Source organism: Betaproteobacteria bacterium, from assembly GCA_016720925.1.
Classification (GTDB): Bacteria; Pseudomonadota; Gammaproteobacteria; order Burkholderiales; family Usitatibacteraceae; genus UKL13-2.
Genome location: JADKJR010000039.1, coordinates 34,174 through 50,917, shown reverse-complemented (window position 1 = coordinate 50,917; position 16,744 = coordinate 34,174). Strand labels below are relative to the sequence as shown.

The 16,744-nt window shown below is 58.5% G+C and carries 16 protein-coding genes and 2 pseudogenes; 11 read left to right on the top strand and 7 right to left on the bottom strand.

The window, feature by feature from the left end; genetic code table 11:
* The first annotated feature begins 23 nt into the window (after positions 1 to 23).
* From IPP88_25180 to IPP88_25170, 3 genes are read left to right on the top strand one after another with little or no spacing between them, the layout of a single operon-like run.
* On the top strand, positions 24 to 857 hold the full coding sequence (locus IPP88_25180; protein MBL0125806.1) for a chemotaxis protein CheR: 834 nt from the start codon (positions 24 to 26) through the stop codon (positions 855 to 857).
* Positions 858 to 871: 14 nt separating this feature from the next.
* Positions 872 to 1,492, top strand: coding sequence for a chemoreceptor glutamine deamidase CheD (cheD, locus tag IPP88_25175; protein MBL0125805.1), 621 nt, complete (start codon positions 872 to 874; stop codon positions 1,490 to 1,492).
* A 19-nt stretch (positions 1,493 to 1,511) separates the two neighbouring features.
* Complete coding sequence (locus IPP88_25170; protein ID MBL0125804.1) at positions 1,512 to 2,609, top strand: chemotaxis response regulator protein-glutamate methylesterase; 1,098 nt, start codon at positions 1,512 to 1,514, stop codon at positions 2,607 to 2,609.
* Between the two features lie 60 nt (positions 2,610 to 2,669).
* Here the strand turns inward: IPP88_25170 and IPP88_25165 are convergent, their stop codons facing one another.
* On the bottom strand, positions 2,670 to 3,143 hold the full coding sequence (locus tag IPP88_25165; GenBank protein ID MBL0125803.1) for a 2-C-methyl-D-erythritol 2,4-cyclodiphosphate synthase: 474 nt from the start codon (positions 3,141 to 3,143) through the stop codon (positions 2,670 to 2,672).
* Positions 3,144 to 3,169: 26 nt separating this feature from the next.
* Positions 3,170 to 3,877, bottom strand: coding sequence for a 2-C-methyl-D-erythritol 4-phosphate cytidylyltransferase (locus IPP88_25160; GenBank protein MBL0125802.1), 708 nt, complete (start codon positions 3,875 to 3,877; stop codon positions 3,170 to 3,172).
* 158 nt (positions 3,878 to 4,035) lie between these two features.
* Between IPP88_25160 and mltF the strand changes: the two genes are divergently transcribed.
* Positions 4,036 to 5,544 carry a membrane-bound lytic murein transglycosylase MltF gene (mltF, locus tag IPP88_25155; GenBank protein ID MBL0125801.1) on the top strand — a complete coding sequence of 503 codons (1,509 nt, stop codon included), beginning with the start codon at positions 4,036 to 4,038 and terminating at the stop codon, positions 5,542 to 5,544.
* On the opposite strand, the gene IPP88_25150 is transcribed toward mltF, so the two are convergent.
* From IPP88_25150 to IPP88_25140, 3 genes and pseudogenes are all read right to left on the bottom strand, one after another.
* Positions 5,511 to 6,140, bottom strand: a complete 630-nt coding sequence (locus IPP88_25150; GenBank protein ID MBL0125800.1) for a histidine phosphatase family protein — start codon at positions 6,138 to 6,140, stop codon at positions 5,511 to 5,513. The two genes, mltF and IPP88_25150, sit on opposite strands and share 34 nt — an antisense overlap.
* 120 nt (positions 6,141 to 6,260) lie before the next feature.
* Complete coding sequence (gene serS / locus IPP88_25145) at positions 6,261 to 7,538, bottom strand: serine--tRNA ligase (protein ID MBL0125799.1); 1,278 nt, start codon at positions 7,536 to 7,538, stop codon at positions 6,261 to 6,263.
* A gap of 229 nt (positions 7,539 to 7,767) precedes the next feature.
* Positions 7,768 to 8,984 (bottom strand): annotated as a pseudogene (locus IPP88_25140) (replication-associated recombination protein A).
* 649 nt (positions 8,985 to 9,633) lie between these two features.
* Between IPP88_25140 and IPP88_25135 the strand changes: the two are divergent.
* From IPP88_25135 to IPP88_25105, 7 genes and pseudogenes are all read left to right on the top strand, one after another.
* Positions 9,634 to 10,125 (top strand): hypothetical protein, encoded by a 492-nt coding sequence (locus tag IPP88_25135; GenBank protein MBL0125798.1) that lies wholly within the window; start codon positions 9,634 to 9,636, stop codon positions 10,123 to 10,125.
* 19 nt (positions 10,126 to 10,144) lie between these two features.
* Positions 10,145 to 10,880 (top strand): annotated as a pseudogene (locus IPP88_25130) (AAA family ATPase).
* 21 nt (positions 10,881 to 10,901) lie between these two features.
* A complete protein-coding gene (locus tag IPP88_25125) occupies positions 10,902 to 11,291 on the top strand; it encodes a VOC family protein (protein MBL0125797.1) in 390 nt (129 codons plus the stop codon).
* Positions 11,292 to 11,441: 150 nt separating this feature from the next.
* Entirely contained in the window at positions 11,442 to 11,759 is a 318-nt protein-coding gene (locus tag IPP88_25120; GenBank protein ID MBL0125796.1) for a hypothetical protein, read from the top strand.
* A 561-nt stretch (positions 11,760 to 12,320) separates the two neighbouring features.
* On the top strand, positions 12,321 to 13,010 hold the full coding sequence (gene aqpZ, locus IPP88_25115; protein MBL0125795.1) for an aquaporin Z: 690 nt from the start codon (positions 12,321 to 12,323) through the stop codon (positions 13,008 to 13,010).
* Between the two features lie 27 nt (positions 13,011 to 13,037).
* A complete protein-coding gene (locus tag IPP88_25110) occupies positions 13,038 to 13,406 on the top strand; it encodes a hypothetical protein (GenBank protein MBL0125794.1) in 369 nt (122 codons plus the stop codon).
* A gap of 186 nt (positions 13,407 to 13,592) precedes the next feature.
* Positions 13,593 to 14,147, top strand: a complete 555-nt coding sequence (locus tag IPP88_25105) for a hypothetical protein (GenBank protein ID MBL0125793.1) — start codon at positions 13,593 to 13,595, stop codon at positions 14,145 to 14,147.
* A 26-nt stretch (positions 14,148 to 14,173) separates the two neighbouring features.
* Here the strand turns inward: IPP88_25105 and guaD are convergent, their stop codons facing one another.
* A complete protein-coding gene (gene guaD / locus IPP88_25100) occupies positions 14,174 to 15,493 on the bottom strand; it encodes a guanine deaminase (protein MBL0125792.1) in 1,320 nt (439 codons plus the stop codon).
* Positions 15,494 to 15,527: 34 nt separating this feature from the next.
* On the bottom strand, positions 15,528 to 16,718 hold the full coding sequence (locus tag IPP88_25095) for a urate hydroxylase PuuD (GenBank protein ID MBL0125791.1): 1,191 nt from the start codon (positions 16,716 to 16,718) through the stop codon (positions 15,528 to 15,530).
* Positions 16,719 to 16,744: the final 26 nt, after the last annotated feature.

The following is a 16,744-nucleotide window of genomic DNA, read 5'->3' as shown; positions in this document are numbered from 1 at the left end:
CGGTCCCGTTGCCCGGCGACGCGATGGGGGCGGCGTTTCAGGTGTTCGATTTTTCAGACGCGGATTTCGCGCGCCTCAAGCGAATGATCTTTGACTTCGCAGGAATATCTCTTAACGAAAACAAGAAGCCAATGGCGTACAGCCGGCTGGCCAAGCGATTGCGGCAACTCGGATTCACCAGCTTCCGCGAGTATCTGGATTTCGTCGAGTCGTCCGGCAGCGAAGAGCATGTGCGGTTCATCAATGCGCTCACCACCAATCTCACGTACTTCTTCCGGGAAGCGCATCACTTTACGATCCTGGCCGAGCATTTGCAGAAACTCCATCATGATCAACCATTGACGGTATGGAGCGCCGCATGCTCGACCGGTGAAGAACCCTATTCGATTGCCATGGCCGCGATCGAAGCATTCGGCAGCGACGCGCCACCGATACGTATCATCGCATCCGATCTCGATACGGATGCGCTGGCAAGCGCGAAACGTGGTGTCTACGCGGCGGAGAAAGTGGCGACACTCACGCCGCAACGCCTGAAACGGTTTTTTCTCAAGGGCACCGGCGACCAGGCGGGCTTCGTGCGCATACGGCCGCAAGTGCAGCGAATGGTCGAATTCAGGCAAATCAATTTGCATGAGACTGGCTGGGAAATGGCGTCCTCGGCACCCTTGGCGGCGATTTTTTGCCGCAATGTCATGATCTATTTCAACAAGGAAACACAGACCAGGATTCTTGACCGGTTTGCGCCGCTATTGAGGAAGGATGGGCTGCTGTTTGCCGGCCATTCGGAAAATTTCTTCTATAACGGCCGCGAAACGTTTCGCATTCGCGGCAAGACTGTCTACGAATTGGTCAATTGAGCAACATGGGCAATATGAGTGACGTTCACAATCCAGTCCCTGCCGAAAACGCCCCCACCCGCTACTTCGACAACAAGTTCGGGCTGGAGGCAGCCAAGATTTTGCCGGGTGAATACTTTGCGACGGACAAGAACATGGTGCTGGTGACGGTTCTAGGCTCATGCGTGGCGGCGTGCATTCGCGATCCGCAGGCTGGGACCGGGGGCATGAATCACTTCATGCTGCCGCGCAGCGAGAAGGATCCGGCCAGCCCCGTCTCGATGTCGGCCCGCTATGGCACCTTCGCGATGGAGATCCTCATCAACCAGATGATCAAGATGGGCGGGCGGCGCGACAGAATGGAGGCCAAGGTTTTTGGCGGTGGCAATGTATTGCGCGGTTTCACCATGAACAATGTCGGCGAATCCAATGCCAGCTTTGTCATGGAATACTTGCATAACGAAGGTATTCGCGTGGTCGCGGAGGACATGCTGGGCGTGCATCCGCGCAAGATCTATTACTTTCCCGCTACGGGCCGGGTGCTGGTCAAAAAAATTCGCGAACTTCACAACCACACGATCGTGGAACGCGAAAGCGAATACAACATGCGTCTGCGAAATGTCGTCGTTGGCGGCGATGTCGAAATGTTCAAGTAGGCTTCCAAAGGCGACAACCATGAAAATCAAAGTTCTCGTCATCGATGATTCGGCATTGATCCGAAATATCCTGAAGGAAATCATCAACGAACAACCCGACATGACCGTGGTCGGCTCGGCGCCCGATCCGCTGGTGGCGCGCGAAATGATTCGTAGCCTGAATCCCGACGTCCTCACGCTCGATATTGAAATGCCGAACATGAACGGCCTGTCGTTCCTGAAGCGCCTGATGCGGGTGCGGCCGATGCCGGTGGTGATGCTTTCATCGCACACGCAGGAAGGATCCGACATTGCGTTTCGCGCCCTGGCGATGGGCGCGGTTGATTTTGTCGGCAAGCCGGTCGCGGGCGAAACCACCGATGATGATTACACGCAACTCATCGTCGAGAAAATCCGCGGTGCCTATGCCGCCCGCGACAAGATCGAGCCGCTCGACATCACGCGCGCCGCGGGTGACGCCGACGAGGTCCTGCCGATGCTGGGCAATGCCGGCGTGGCACAAAGCAAGGTCATTGTGATTGGCGCCTCAACCGGTGGCGCCGAGGCGCTCAAGGAAATTCTGATGGCGATGCCGGATGACTGCCCGCCGATCCTCATCGCGCAGCACATGCCCGGCACCTTCACCAAACTGTTTGCCAAGCGCCTGGACGGCCTGTGCAAGATCACCGTAAAGGAAGCGGAAGATGAAGAACCCGCCCTGCCTGGTCATGCCTATGTGGCGCCAGGCGGATTTCACTTGCGGGTGGAGCGCAATGGCGGGCGCGGTTACGGCATCAAGCTTGCGCAGGATGCCCCGGTCAACCTGCATCGTCCGTCCGTCGATGTGCTGTTCAATTCTGCCGCCGAATTCGCCGGACCCGATGCCGTCGGCGCCATCTTGACCGGCATGGGAAAGGATGGTGCCGTCGGCCTGCTTGCGATGAAAAAAAAGGGCGCGTTTACGATCGCCCAGGACGAAGCCAGTTCAATCGTTTTTGGCATGCCCAAGGAAGCCATCGAGATCGGCGCCGTCGACGCCATTGCGCCGTTGAATCAGATCGCGCGGCGCATCATGAGCCAGCTGGCGGGAGTCGGCAACGATCGCCCCGGCACGCAGGGCGGCAAAACCAACTCGTAGTGTAAAGTCAAGCACTGGCGCGGCTCTACAAGACATTGTCTTCCGCGAGCCTCACCAGTGCTAGAGTTTGCAAATGATGCACACCGCTTCCGCGGCAATGCCTTCGCCTCTTCCCGTAAAGCCAAGCTTCTCGGTTGTCGTCGCCTTCACATTGACCTGATCAAGCTCCAGACCCAGATCAGCCGCAATGTTCTGCACCATCAGCGGAATATGCGGCGCCATTTTCGGCGCCTGCGCAATGACGGTTGCATCAATATTACCGATGGCGTAACCGCGTTCCGCAATCAACGCGCCAACGTGCTTCAGCAACGCGCGGCTATCGATACCCTTGAAGCGTGCGTCGGTATCGGGAAAATGTCTGCCGATATCGCCGAGCGCCGCCGCGCCCAGCAATGCATCGCAAATTGCGTGCAACAGTACGTCAGCGTCTGAATGCCCCAGCAATCCACGCTCAAAGGCGATGTCCACACCGCCGACGATGCATTTTCGTCCGACGACCAACTGATGGACATCAAAGCCGTGCCCGATGCGCAAACCATGAATCGCATGCGTCGCTTGTTTCACGCTAACTCCTCCTTCAGCAGCATTCGCGCCAGCTTCAGATCCGTTGCGTAGGTTACTTTCAGATTCGCGCTATCTCCGCTCACCAGCCTCGGCTGATGACCGAGCGCCTCGATGGCTTGCGACTCATCGGTGGCCTCGGGCATGCGTTCAAGCGCCGCGACGAGCATACCGTAGCGAAACATTTGCGGCGTCTGCGCCCGCCAGATGCCCTCGCGTTCCAGCGTCTTTTCCACGCGCAAATTGCCGTCATCGCGTTTGATGGTATCGGCCAGCGGCAACGCCAGCAATCCGCCCACGGGGTCCGTCTCCAGCTCGTCGATGAATTGCTCGATCAGTTCAACGCGAATGCACGGGCGCGCCGCATCGTGCACGATTATCCAGTCGTCCGCCTGCATATCGCCGGCAATGGCCTTCAAGCCATTCAACACGCTCGCGCCGCGCGATGCGCCGCCAACCGGCCACGTGACGACGCGTTTCCCGATGTGGCGTCCGCATTCGGCGTTTGCCACCAACGATTGCCAATGCACGTCTGCCGGTGACAATACGACGCCAATCTTTGCAATGCGTGCAACCTGGCTCAACGCCGACAGGGCATGGAAAATCATCGGGGAGCCATTGACGTCGAGATACTGCTTCGGCAACGCATCGCCTAAACGCGTTCCTGTGCCGGCGGCAGGCACTAACGCAACAATTTTTGGTCTCATGTATCGGGTCTTGTTCCAAGGATGCGTGAATGGCTGACATTATCGCATCGCACGCCAAAATTCCGGTGCGCATTTCAGGGTAGGATGGACAAAACTGTGCAACGCGCATTCTCTGTAATGTTGCGCAGGATTCCGGAGACAGCGGAAAAATTGCAGAAATGAAAAGCCGGTATATCGTCCTGATCATTGTCGTCGCAATCGCCGCCGCCATCGCCGGTATCGGCTACGCCATGCGTAATTCCGACTACGCGCCGTTGTGGCTGCGACCGCCGCTCAAGGCGCCACGCGAATCCGGTGAACTGGTCATTCTCACCCTGCGGGGCCCAACCACCACGCAGGATGTCCCCACCGCCGGCAAAGGCAAGGACGACACCCAGACCGGTTTTGAACACGATCTGTCGACGCTGTTTGCCAGGGAACTCGGTCTCTCACCACGTTTTGTCGTGATGCCGAGCCACAAGAAACTGATCCAGGCGCTCAAGGATAACCGTGGCCATATCGCCGCGGCGGATCTTACGCCCGATGTCGAATTGCGCGCCGCGTTTGCGTTTGGGCCGAGCTATCGATTGATTCAGTATCAACTGGTTTGCGGCAATGCCGCCCCCAAGCCCAAGTCGCTGCGCGATACCATCGGGAAACAAATATCCGTCATCGCCGAGACGCCCGCGCACGACATGCTGCGGGAACTCACGGGTGAATTTCCCGGCATGATCCTGGATGTGGTGCCGCATGAAACCAACCCGGACGATCTGTTGAAACGAATCGACGCACAACAAAGCGATTGCGCGCTGGTCGATGCGGTCGGCTTCGCGGTTGGCAAACGCCTGCATCCAGACCTCTCGACCGCATTCAACGTGGGCCACGAATACAAGGTTGCGTGGGCATTCTCACCGATGACCGACGCGGACTTGCAGCACAGCGCCGCATCGTTCTTCGACAAGATCAGGCAGAACGGTACCTTGAGCCGGCTGCTGGACCGCTACTACGGGCACATCAATCGCATCCAGCCGATCGACTCGGAAAGCCTGCTGGAAAAGGCGCAAACCCTGCTCCCGAAACTGCGGGTTCATTTCCACGAAGCACAGCAATTGACAGGTCTCGACTGGCGGGTGCTGGCGGCCATTGCCTATCAGGAATCGCACTGGGATGCACTCGCCACGTCGCCCACCGGCGTACGCGGCTTGATGATGCTGACCGAGGACACGGCGGACCGCATGGGCGTGAAAAACCGGCTGGACGCGCGCGAGTCGATCATTGGCGGCGCCAAGTATCTGCTGCTGCTGCGGGACACGGTTCCCGCGCGCATTCCGGAGCCGGATCGCACCTGGCTGGCGCTGGCCGCCTACAACCAGGGCTACGGCCATCTCGAGGATGCTCGCATCCTCACGCAACGCATGAAGCTACAGGCCGACTCGTGGCTCGATGTGCGCAAGGCCTATTTGCGGTTGCGCGATCCGGAAATTCACGAATCACTGAAGCATGGATTCGCGCGCGGTGACGAAGCCGTGCAGTTCGTGGAGAACATTCGAAACTACACGGATATCATCACGCGCCTGGAAAAGCCGCTGGAAATGGACATCCATCACGACCTGCTGCTGACGGACACCACGACTTTGCAAACACCGAAGAAAGCTCAGGCTTCTTCAAATGTGTTGAACGTCAAATGAGCGGTGTCGGCCCAAACATCCAGCATCCAGGTTCCGTCATTGATCGTCACACGGTTGTAGGCGACGTTCGGGATTTCCACCTTGTGCGCGCTCGCAATCGGCAACTCATTTAGCCAGCGATAGATAACGCCCAGCACGCCGCCATGGGTGACGACAAGAATGCGTTTGCCCGCATGCTCCTCGACAATCTGTCCGAGCGCGGTGGTGATGCGCTGATGGAATTGCCGGCGGCTTTCTCCCCCCTCGATGGCGAAATCCGGATCGGTTGAGCGCGTGCGCGAAAACAGTTCGGGGTGCAAGGCATCGAGTTCCGCATAGGTCTTGCCTTCGCCGATGCCATAGCAGCGTTCTCGCAGCGCGGGTTCATGGCGAATGGGATGATTCATGGCGGCATTAAGGATCTCCGCGGTGCGCCGGACGCGCGGCAGGTCGCTGGCGATGACGTGCTCAATGGCTTCCGTCTGCAGACGCACCGCGCACGCTTCTGCCTGCGCGATCCCCTCTGGCGTCAATGCGCTGTCGAGATGGCCCTGGATGCGGCCCTCGCGATTCCAGATCGTTTCGCCGTGGCGAATGAGGATGAGGGTGGTGGTCATCGCCAAGCGCTGTCGCCGCGGCGAAGGCCTCGGCCCAAGTTGACTTTGCTGGACAAAAGAAATTGGGCTACGGTCCTTGCAGGGAAGACAGTGATCACTTGAATGCCCTGCACTTTGCAGTCACTTGACCGGCTCCAACTTCGTCAGCCCACCCATATACGGCAACAGCACCGACGGCACCGTGACGCTGCCATCCGCATTCTGGTAGTTCTCCAGAATCGCCACCAGCGTGCGCCCCACCGCAAGGCCTGAACCGTTGATCGTATGCAGCCACTCGGTCTTGCCTTGCGCATTCTTGAAGCGCGCCATCATGCGACGCGCCTGGAAAGCTTCATAGTTCGAGCAACTGGAAATCTCGCGATAGGTGTTTTGCGCGGGCAGCCATACTTCAAGATCATAGGTTTTGGTCGATGCAAAACCCATATCGCCGGTACACAGCAACATGGTGCGGTAAGGCAGTTCCAGACGTTGCAGGATCGATTCGGCATGCGCGGTGAGTTCTTCATGCGCGTCGGCGGATTTGTCTGGATGCACGATCTGCACGACCTCGACCTTGTCGAACTGGTGCTGGCGAATCATGCCGCGCGTGTCCTTGCCGTAGCTGCCGGCCTCCGACCGAAAACACGGGCTGTGGCAGACGAACTTGAGCGGCAGGTCCTTCAGGTCCACGATCGAATCGCGCACGAAGTTCGTCACCGGATATTCCGCCGTCGGAATCAGGTACAGGTCGCGGCCTTCGATCTTGAACAAGTCTTCCTTGAACTTGGCCAGGCTTGATACGCCGTCGGCGCTAACGTCACTCACCATGTACGGCACATAGACTTCCGTGTAACCGTGCTCGGCGGTATGAGTATTGAGCATGAATTGGGCGAGCGCGCGATGCATCCGGGCCACGCCACCTTTCAATACCGAAAAACGCGCACCGGAGAGTTTTGCCGCCGTATCGAAATCGATGCCGCCGAGCGATGCACCGATATCGACGTGGTCCTTCACCGCGAATTTATAACTCGCCGGCGTGCCCCATTTGCGCACTTCGACGTTCTGGTCGGCGTCCTTGCCGGCAGGCACTTCGGCGCGCGGAATGTTGGGGATGGTGCGCAGGAAAGCGTTCAGCGTTTCCTGCAAGGCTGCGAGCGAGGTTTCGTTGGTTTTGAGCTGATCGCCGAGGCCACCGACTTCCGCCATGACGACGGCGGTATCCTCGCCCTTGCCTTTCATCATGCCGATTTGCTTGGAGAGCGCATTGCGCCGGGCCTGCAATTCTTCCGTGAACGTCTGCAGCACCTTGCGATTGTCTTCGAGGTTGCGAAACGTCGCTTCATCGAAAACAACACCGCGCCGTGCGAGGCCGGCAACAACCGCGGGGAGGTCTTTTCGGAGTTGTTGGATGTCTAACATTTTGTATCCTTGAGTCTTGAGGTTCTCTTCTATGCCCGTCATTCCCGCCTTGCGAAATGCGGATCCAATTTGCACGAACTGATTCCCGCCTCGCACGAGAATGGCGGCATGTTAAGGGGAGAAGCTTTAAGGTGTCGCGCACGCCTTCATCAGGCGACCGAAGGCGAGCGCTACGTAGATCGGGAGGAGCGGCTGGAGGGGTTGCTGCGCAGGAGTTTGACAAACGCGTTCATGACTTGGATTTTCCATCAAGTTCGCGTAAATGCGCAAGTTTTTCGCGAATCTTCGCCTCCAGGCCGCGCTCCGTGGGGCGATACCAGTCCGGCCGCTTCATGCCGTCGGGCAGGTAATTTTCCCCGGCCACGTAACCCTCTTCCTCATCGTGCGCATAACGGTAATCCTTGCCCATCCCCAGCGACTTCATCAGCTTGGTCGGCGCATTGCGGATGTGCATCGGCACTGGCCGCGACTCATCCTGCGCAATAAACGCCCGCACCTCGTTGTAGGCTTTGTACACCGCGTTCGATTTGGCGGCGATAGCGAGATAGATGATCGCCTCCGCCAGCGCAAGTTCCCCTTCCGGCGAGCCAAGGCGTTCGTACACGTCGGCGGCGGAGAGCGTGATATCCAGCGCGCGCGGATCGGCGAGGCCAATATCCTCGGTCGCCATGCGGATCACGCGGCGCGCCACGTAGCGCGGATCGGCGCCGCCATCGAGCATGCGGGCCAACCAGTACAGCGACGCATCCGGGTCGGAGCCGCGCACGCTTTTATGCAGCGCGGAAATCTGGTCGTAGAAATTATCGCCGCCCTTGTCGAAACGCTTCGCCGCGCGCGCGAGCACGCTCTCGACGAATTTGGTATCGATCGATTTGATGCCGCTGCTATCAGCTGCGATGGCAAGCTGCTCGACCAGATTGATCAGCCGCCGCCCATCGCCATCGGCCATGTTGATCATGCGCGATTTGGCCAACTCACCGTCATTCCCGCCCGCGCAGGCGGGAATCCAGGTTTGCGGCGGAACCCGCACGTTCCAGCAATGCCCCCAACGCCACCTCATCCAGCGGCTTCAACACATACACCGACGCGCGCGACAGCAACGCATTGTTCAATTCGAACGACGGATTCTCGGTGGTCGCGCCGATGAACGTCACCAGCCCCGATTCGACATGCGGCAGGAAACGCATCCTGCTGGCTCTTGTTGAAGCGATGCACTTCATCGACGAACAGGATGGTGCGGCGATTGAGATTGTCCCGGTTCACCAGCGCGCGCTCGATCGCCTCGCGGATTTCCTTCACCCCCGACAGCACGGCAGAGAGCGCGATGAAATCCGATTCGAACGCATGCGCCATTAGCCGCGCGATGGTGGTCTTGCCCACGCCGGGCGGTCCCCACAGGATCATCGAGTGCGGCTTGCCGGAGTCAAACGCGATCCGCAGCGGCATGCCCTCGCCTGTCAGGTGTTCCTGCCCGATCACCTCGGCCAGCGTACGCGGCCGCAGGCGCTCTGCGAGCGGCACGCTAGAGCCGGACTGATTCGCTCCCTCTCCCTCGGTAGAGGGCAGGGGTGAGGGGGAAATGGTTGAGAAGAGATCGGTCACGAAATGTAAGTGTCGCGGTTAGCAAACTCTAGCATTGGCGAGGCGTTTAAAGCCTTTTATGCCTGTAAGGCGCACCAGTGCTAGGGTTTAGTATTGTAAGCGGCTCAAATCCTCAAAGACCCGTCATTCCAGCGAAAGCTGGGATCCAGTCCCTTCGTATTTCAAAATATCGGGGTGAACTGGGTTCCAGCCTGCGCTGGGACGACGGCATAGTTGGAAGTTCCTTGTTCATTGGCGCCATGCGGTGCAGCTTTCGCGTCCCACATTATCACTATTCTGCGCGCGATCAGGCATACAACGACAGTTGCGCACATTGCTGCCGGCCTCAACCCCACAACCGTGGTTCCGACGAATTCCATGTTGCCATGTTCTAATGATGAAGCGCTCATTCATAGGAAGATTTCGACTCATATGCGTTACGATTTCCGGGCTGTATTACGTAACCACCTTGAGATGATCAATAGAGTTTCATTCACGCCTGCGCTGGGACGTCATGAATAGCCCCGCCAAGAAGCGAATACGTACTGGCTTTCGCCATTTTTGCCTGTACCTATTCGCAATCTCGTTATGCGTTTGCGCGCCGCTCGCGAACGCTGCAAAGTGTGGCGCCGCGCTCGAAGTGCCGGGGAAAATGCCACGAAATCCAAATTACCTCTCATTCCAAAACTTCGAAACCACTCAATGGGGAATGCTTACGCAAAGTTCGTTTGATTTTCACAAGCTACCCCCGGCATTCTTGGTCAACGTCACGTCTGGCAGGCAGGACTTTGCGTTCAAATTCTCAGACAATATCACTCGCATTCGATTATCGATTGGTTCGGAATTTCTTTACGAGGGTAAGCCGATCAAGTCGTTCGATGCGGGAAAGAAACCGTCAGGAGAGCTCAAGATCGAATTCGAATGGGACGGCGTTGATGCGAGAGTTGAAGTCAATGACAATTGCGCACTCGTGGACACATATGATTTCGGTCAGCGTAAGCAGTAAATCAATCGGTACCTGAACAATGTCCCTTTCGGCAAAACCCTACCTTCAACAGATTTCAATTCGCCCCGACGCGGAAATCGATTTCGCCCATTACCCCTACGATATTCCGTCCGTGCGTGAATTGGGCTGCATCGACTTCCATCCCGATGTCACATTTTTCGTCGGCGAAAATGGCTCGGGAAAATCAACCGTTCTTGAGGGCATCGCGGTTGCACTTGGCTATGGACCGGAAGGGGGCACGAAAAATGTCCAACTGCAAACAACCGAATCCGTCTCATCGCTACATCAGGCGCTTCGCCTGACGCGTAGCTTCCGGAAACCGGCGGACGGCTATTTCCTGCGCGCCGAGAGCTTCTTCAATGTCGCCACGTACATGGATGAAGTTGGCTATCTCGGCGGCTACGACAATCGTTCCTTGCATTCGCGCTCGCATGGGGGAAGCATTCATGGCGCTTCTCACCCACAAGTTTCGCGGCAAGGGGCTCTACCTTCTCGATGAGCCGGAGGCCGCCCTGTCCCCGAACCGTCAACTCGCCGCACTTTCTGCCATTCATCAGCTCGCGCAAAACGAATCCCAGTTCATCATCGCCACGCATTCGCCAATACTGCTGTCATATCCGCACGCAAAAATCCTCCAGTTCGATGGATCAGGCATCTCGGAAGTAAAGTACGAAGACACCGAACACTATGTCGTCACTCGTGACTTCCTCAACCACTATCCGAGGCGGCTTGAACAGTTGCTTGCCGATGAGTGAGCTATCTGGCTGACTACAACCGTGACCCCCGCCTCCCACTTCATCTTCTACGTCGCAGACCAAGCGCGCAGTACCGCCTTCTACACGGCTGTCCTCGGCATCAAGCCACGCCTTCACGCGCCCGGTATGACCGAGTTCGACCTTCCCGGCGGAGGCGTTCTGGGGCTGATGCCGGAGCAAGGCATACGCAATCTGCTTGGCGCAGCCCTGCCCGATCCGGCTGCTGCGAATGGCGTTCCGCGCGCCGAGCTTTACCTCGTCCTGGCCGAGCCGGGTGACTATCACGCGCGTGCACTCGCCGCGGGCGCACGGGAGCTGAGTCCGCTGCTGCCACGCGACTGGGGACATATCGCGGCATATTCGCTGGACCCTGATGGTCACGTTTTGGCATTCGTATCTAGCGCGGCTTAACGAGCCGAATACCCATCGAATGCAGCCATCCTCTTGCACCGGACGGATCCACATAGGCGTTCCACCAGTGAGATTCGATCATTTCAATATCGCTACTCACCTCAAGTCCCCATTGCAAATTGTGTGGCCTGATTCCCTAGACATCTTCCAATGAAACAGCATCGCACGGCTAAAGTGTTTGCCATCATCGTCGGCGTTTACGTTGCGGCGCTTCTGCCGGGCCTTGTCTGGCCACAATACCTGGACACGCCCATTGGCGTGCTGGCCGTTATCCCTTATTTGTCGGTCTATATGTTTCATTCGCTGGGCATTCCGGGGCTGCTGCAAAACGCTGGCGCGTGCGGCTGGGGCTGGTGCAAGCCGACGTGGTTCGGCTGGTGCTTTATCGCGACGGTCGGGCTTGGGTTGGCATGGCTTGTTGCGCGCGGCATCGCGTCGCTCACGGCAAGCGAAGACAAAGAGCCATGAGGTCCTACCGCGCCCCGCCCGATGATGGCAGATATGCTGACGCGCCTTCCGTGTCATGGATGAAACGATGAAAGACATTCAGCAAAATCCAGCCGCCTGCCCCGCACGCAGGGGCGCCAATGCCGCCGCGTGAAAACGCAATGCCCCGCAAACCACGGCTCGCGCGACGGCTTTTCCTTCTGCTTGCGTGCCTTGCTGTCGGCGGCGCGATCGGGGTTGTCGGCCAAAGTCTCACGTCGCGGTCGGAGTGGTTCCTGGCCGTTCCCGCTTGCCTGATCGTTGCGTGGCTCTTCGTCGCCGATCCGACAGAGTGTGCTGCGCCCGACACTCCTCGCCGGAGCAATGGTCCGGTCAATGGCAATGCAGCTCATCAATGCGCCGGCCAATCAGATGGTGTGACCGGCGATAACCGGCACGAGGCATAAATCGCCATTCGCATCCGCTTCTGTTGGCTACCACTTGCTGCGGCTGTCTCCTGACGCGAGTTGCAAACTGACAAGCCGCGCATATCAGCGGTTATGATTCACACTTTCACTTCCCACCGATCAACAGGAGAGGCAAATGAAGCAATACGGCGCGGAGTTCCTTGGTACGTTCTGGCTCGTTCTTGGCGGCTGCGGTAGTGCGGTATTGGCCGCCGCATTCCCGAATGTCGGCATTGGTTTGCACGGCGTCTCGCTGGCCTTCGGCCTCACGGTGCTGACCATGGCGTTTGCCATCGGTCACATTTCAGGCTGCCACCTCAACCCGGCGGTATCGATTGGTCTCTGGGCGGGCGGCCGGTTCCCGGCAGGCAAGCTCGCGCCCTACATCGTCGCGCAGGTGTTCGGCGCCATCGTCGCGGGCGGCGTGCTCTATCTCATCGCCAGCGGGGCGCCGGGATTTGATGTGACCAAGGGCTTTGCATCGAACGGTTATGGCGAACATTCTCCCGGCCATTATTCGCTTCTGGCCGCGCTAATCACCGAAGTTGTGATGACGATGTTTTTCCTGCTGGTGATTCTCGGCGCCACGGACAAGCGCGCACCGACCGGCTTTGCCCCGATCGCCATCGGCCTCGCGTTGACGCTCATTCACCTGATCAGCATTCCAGTGACCAATACGTCGGTCAATCCCGCGCGCAGCACCGGTGTCGCGCTATTTGTTGGCGATTGGGCGATCGGTCAGCTTTGGCTGTTCTGGCTCGCACCGATAGTTGGCGCGGTACTAGGGGCGATGACTTATCGGTTCATCGGCGGCGAGGAAAGTTGAGTTTCGATAGAAATCTCGTCGGCATATATGCCCATCGTTGATATCGAAATCGTCTGTGTGTCGGTGGCCGATTCTGGCGCCACCTCTGCTCGCGCACTCGCGGATGCGCTCGGCGAGACGTTCGGCAGCCAGCCCGGCCGTACGTGGGTGCGATTGCATTATCTGGACAGTCGCGACTATGCGGAAAATGCGGTTGAACTCATTGCGTCGGAATTGCCGGTCTTTGTGACGGTTCTGCACGCACACCCGCCGGACGGCGCTGCGCGCGAAACAGAAGCCATGGCCGTAACCAAGGTGGTCGCAAAATGCATTGGGCGTCCACCAGATCGAGTGCATGTCCAGTATGCGCCGCCCGCTGCGGGCCGGCAGGCGTTCGGGGGAACGCTTCTCGAGTAGCAGGTTGATCGTCCGGCTTTGCGACGCGCAGATCGCCATTTGACGGGCGTTTCGGGGCATTTATGCCTGAAACGCCGCTCCAGTACTAGAGATTGGCAGTTCTGTCCGGCGCAGGGGTGAACGCGAACGCGTGGCGATCTTCTGTACAATCCACCAAGAAAATATTCTTCGGGCGATTGCCACACCATGAAAAATAAAATGAAATTGCTGTTTGTCTTGCTCACTGTTTCCACTGGCGTGCTGGCAAACGATGCGGGAATCCTGCGTTGCCGGGGCATCATCGATTCGACCGCGCGACTGGCTTGCTATGACGCGCTGTCGGTGACGGTTGTCGAGCCCAAAGCGGTAGCCTCCAAGCCGGCGGTTCAAGCGGAGCCACGTCCTGCGCCGGCCGTTGCGGCAACATCAGCGCCCGCCATGCCATCCCCGGCGCCAATTGCCGCGGTGGCATCAGCCTCACCATCAGCGCCACAAAAGTCTGATCAATTTGGCCTCGAGAATCGCACGAGCCCCGCCACGTTGGATGCCATTGAGAGCACCATTCCCGGCCGCTTCGAAGGCTGGGATGCGAAGTCCATGATCAAGCTGGCCAATGGACAGGTCTGGCAAATTGCAGATGACAGCAATCGTTACCTGACGCTGACGGATCCAAAGGTCCGCATCCGCCGCGGCGCACTGGGTGCGTTTTACCTGGAATTCGAAAAAATCAATCACTCCCCGCGAGTGCGCCGGGTGCAGTAACGGCCTGCACGCAGCGCGGCGGAAAATCACCGATTTCCGCTGCGCTCGAACAATTTGCGCCCCTTCACATGGGTCGCATCGACCATGTGTTCATCCGCCAGCATCATGAGCACAAACAGGCGCTCGGCCAGGGTCTTGGCCTTCGACATACGCCGCTCAATCAGTGGCGTTGCGGTGAGGTTCAGCACCACGAAGTCAGCGTATTTTCCCGGCGCAAAACTGCCGATTTCATTATCGAGGTAAAGCGCGCGCGCGCCGCCGAGCGTGGCGTGATAAAGCCCCTGCAACGCGTTCATGCTTTGCCCCGACAATTGAATCACCTTGAAGGCTTCATGCAAGGTGCGCAGGATGCTGAAGCTGGTGCCGCCGCCGACGTCGGTACCGAGGCCGAGGCGCACGCCGCTGCGGGTGGCGGAGCCGGCATCGAACAGGCCGCTGCCGAGAAACAGGTTTGAGGTCGGGCAAAACGACATCGCCGCCCCGCTCTCGGCCATCCGCTGCCGATCACGATCATCGAGATGAATGCAGTGCGCGTAAACCGTTTTCGGCCGCAACATGCCGAAATGATCGTAGACATCCAGGTAACTGGTGCTCCAGGGGAACAGCGTCTTGACCCATTGGCATTCGCTCGCGGTTTCCGCCAGATGCGTTTGCAGATACACGCCGGGATGCTCGTCCAGCAATTGCCCGGCAAACGCCAGTTGACGCTCGCTCGACGTCGGCGCAAACCGCGGCGTAACGGCATACCGCAGGCGGCCCTCCCCTGCCCCGTGCCATTTCTCGATCAATGCCTTGCTGTCCACGTAGCTGCTCTCTGCGGTATCGCACAGCGCGTCCGGGCAGTTCCGGTCCATCATCACCTTGCCGGCGATCATGCAGAGTCCGCGCGATTCAGCGGCGCGCATGATCGCGTTCACCGATGATTTGTGCACCGTGGCGAAGACCATGCTGGTGGTCGTGCCGTTGCGCAACATTTCGTTGATCGAAAACTCCGCGACCTCGGCGGCATGTTCCTCATCGGCGAAACGCCGTTCTTCCGGAAAGGTGTAGCGTTGGAGCCATTCGAGCAGGTGTTCGCCGTGTGAAGCAACAATGTCCGCTTGCGCAAAATGAATGTGGGTATCGACAAAGCCAGGCATGATCAAGCGGCCCCGGTAGTCGGTCACGGCCAGTCCTTTGGGAAGCGTGGCCAATAGCGTCACGGCGTCGCCCAATTGATGAACGCGGCCGTCCTTGATGACGAGGAGGCCGTCTTCGAAGTACTCGCAGGCACGATCACCGAGTTCATCGGGATTACCGACGAAATGCAGGATGGACGCGCGAAATGCCTGAAGGCCGGAATTCATGGGCGGGCGCAAAGTTTGAGTGAGGCTGCTGGATTCATTTGGTTGTCGCGCCTTGCGCAAACCAGTTTGCGATCAACGCCCGCTCCGCTTCGGTCATGTGTGTCAGATTGCCGATCGGCATGTAGCGGTTGGATATTACCTCGGCCATCTTGACGGCATGGATGGCAACTTGATCGGCGGTTTCGAGTATCACCCCCTTCGGCGGCTGGCTGAAGCCCGCGAAAGTAGGCTGTGCGGCGTGACACGCGACACAGCGCAGGTCGATCACCGCCTTCACGTCCGAAAACGTCACCGTGCCTGCAGTCTTGTCGTTGGCCCTGGGTGCGAGTAATACACCCACACCGAGCAGCAGCGCAACCGCAATGGCGATGAGTGAAGGAACCATCTTCTTCTTCAAACGCAACACAAAAAACTGCCGTATCAACACCCCCGCCAGCATGATCGCCCCCAACACCGCCCAGCCGTGCGGATGGCTGTAGGTCATCGGGTAGTGATTGCTGATCATGATGAACAGCACCGGCAAGGTGAAATAGGTGTTGTGCACAGACCGCTGCTTGCCAATGATTCCGGGAGTGGGGTCGACAGGCTGCCCGGCGCGGATCGCCGCAACCATTTTCTTCTGCCCGGGAATGATATGGACGAACACGTTCGCCACCATCATGGTGCCCATCATCGCGCCGACGTGCACATAGGCCGCGCGCGCGCCGAAGATCTGGAACAGTGTCCAATCGGCAAGCATGACAAACGCAAATACGATTGCCGCCAGGATGTTTTCGCGGCCCGCAAGCAGCCGGCAAAGGCCGTCGTAAACCAGCCATCCCAAGGCGATGAATGCGGCGCTAATGCCAATGGCCGGCGCCGGTGTCAGGGCGAGTACGGTCGTGTCGATGAGATACGTGCTTGCGCCAAACCAGTAGATGATCGCCAGCAGCCCCATGCCGGACAGCCAGGTGGTGTAGGCCTCCCACTTGGACCAGTGCAATTCCAGCGTCAGCGGCTCGCGCTTGGGCCCGGTGAGATATTTCTGGCTGTGATAAAACCCGCCGCCGTGAACTGCCCAGTAATCACCATGAACGCCGCGCTTGATGTCCTCTTCACTTGCCGGCGGTCTCAAGCTATTGTCGAGCAACACAAAATAAAATGACGCGCCGATCCAGGCGGCACCGGTGATGAGGTGCAACCAGCGCAATAACAGATTCAGCCAATCGAGAAGGTATGCTTCCATTTGCAGTGAGTCATTTTCCGGAAAAA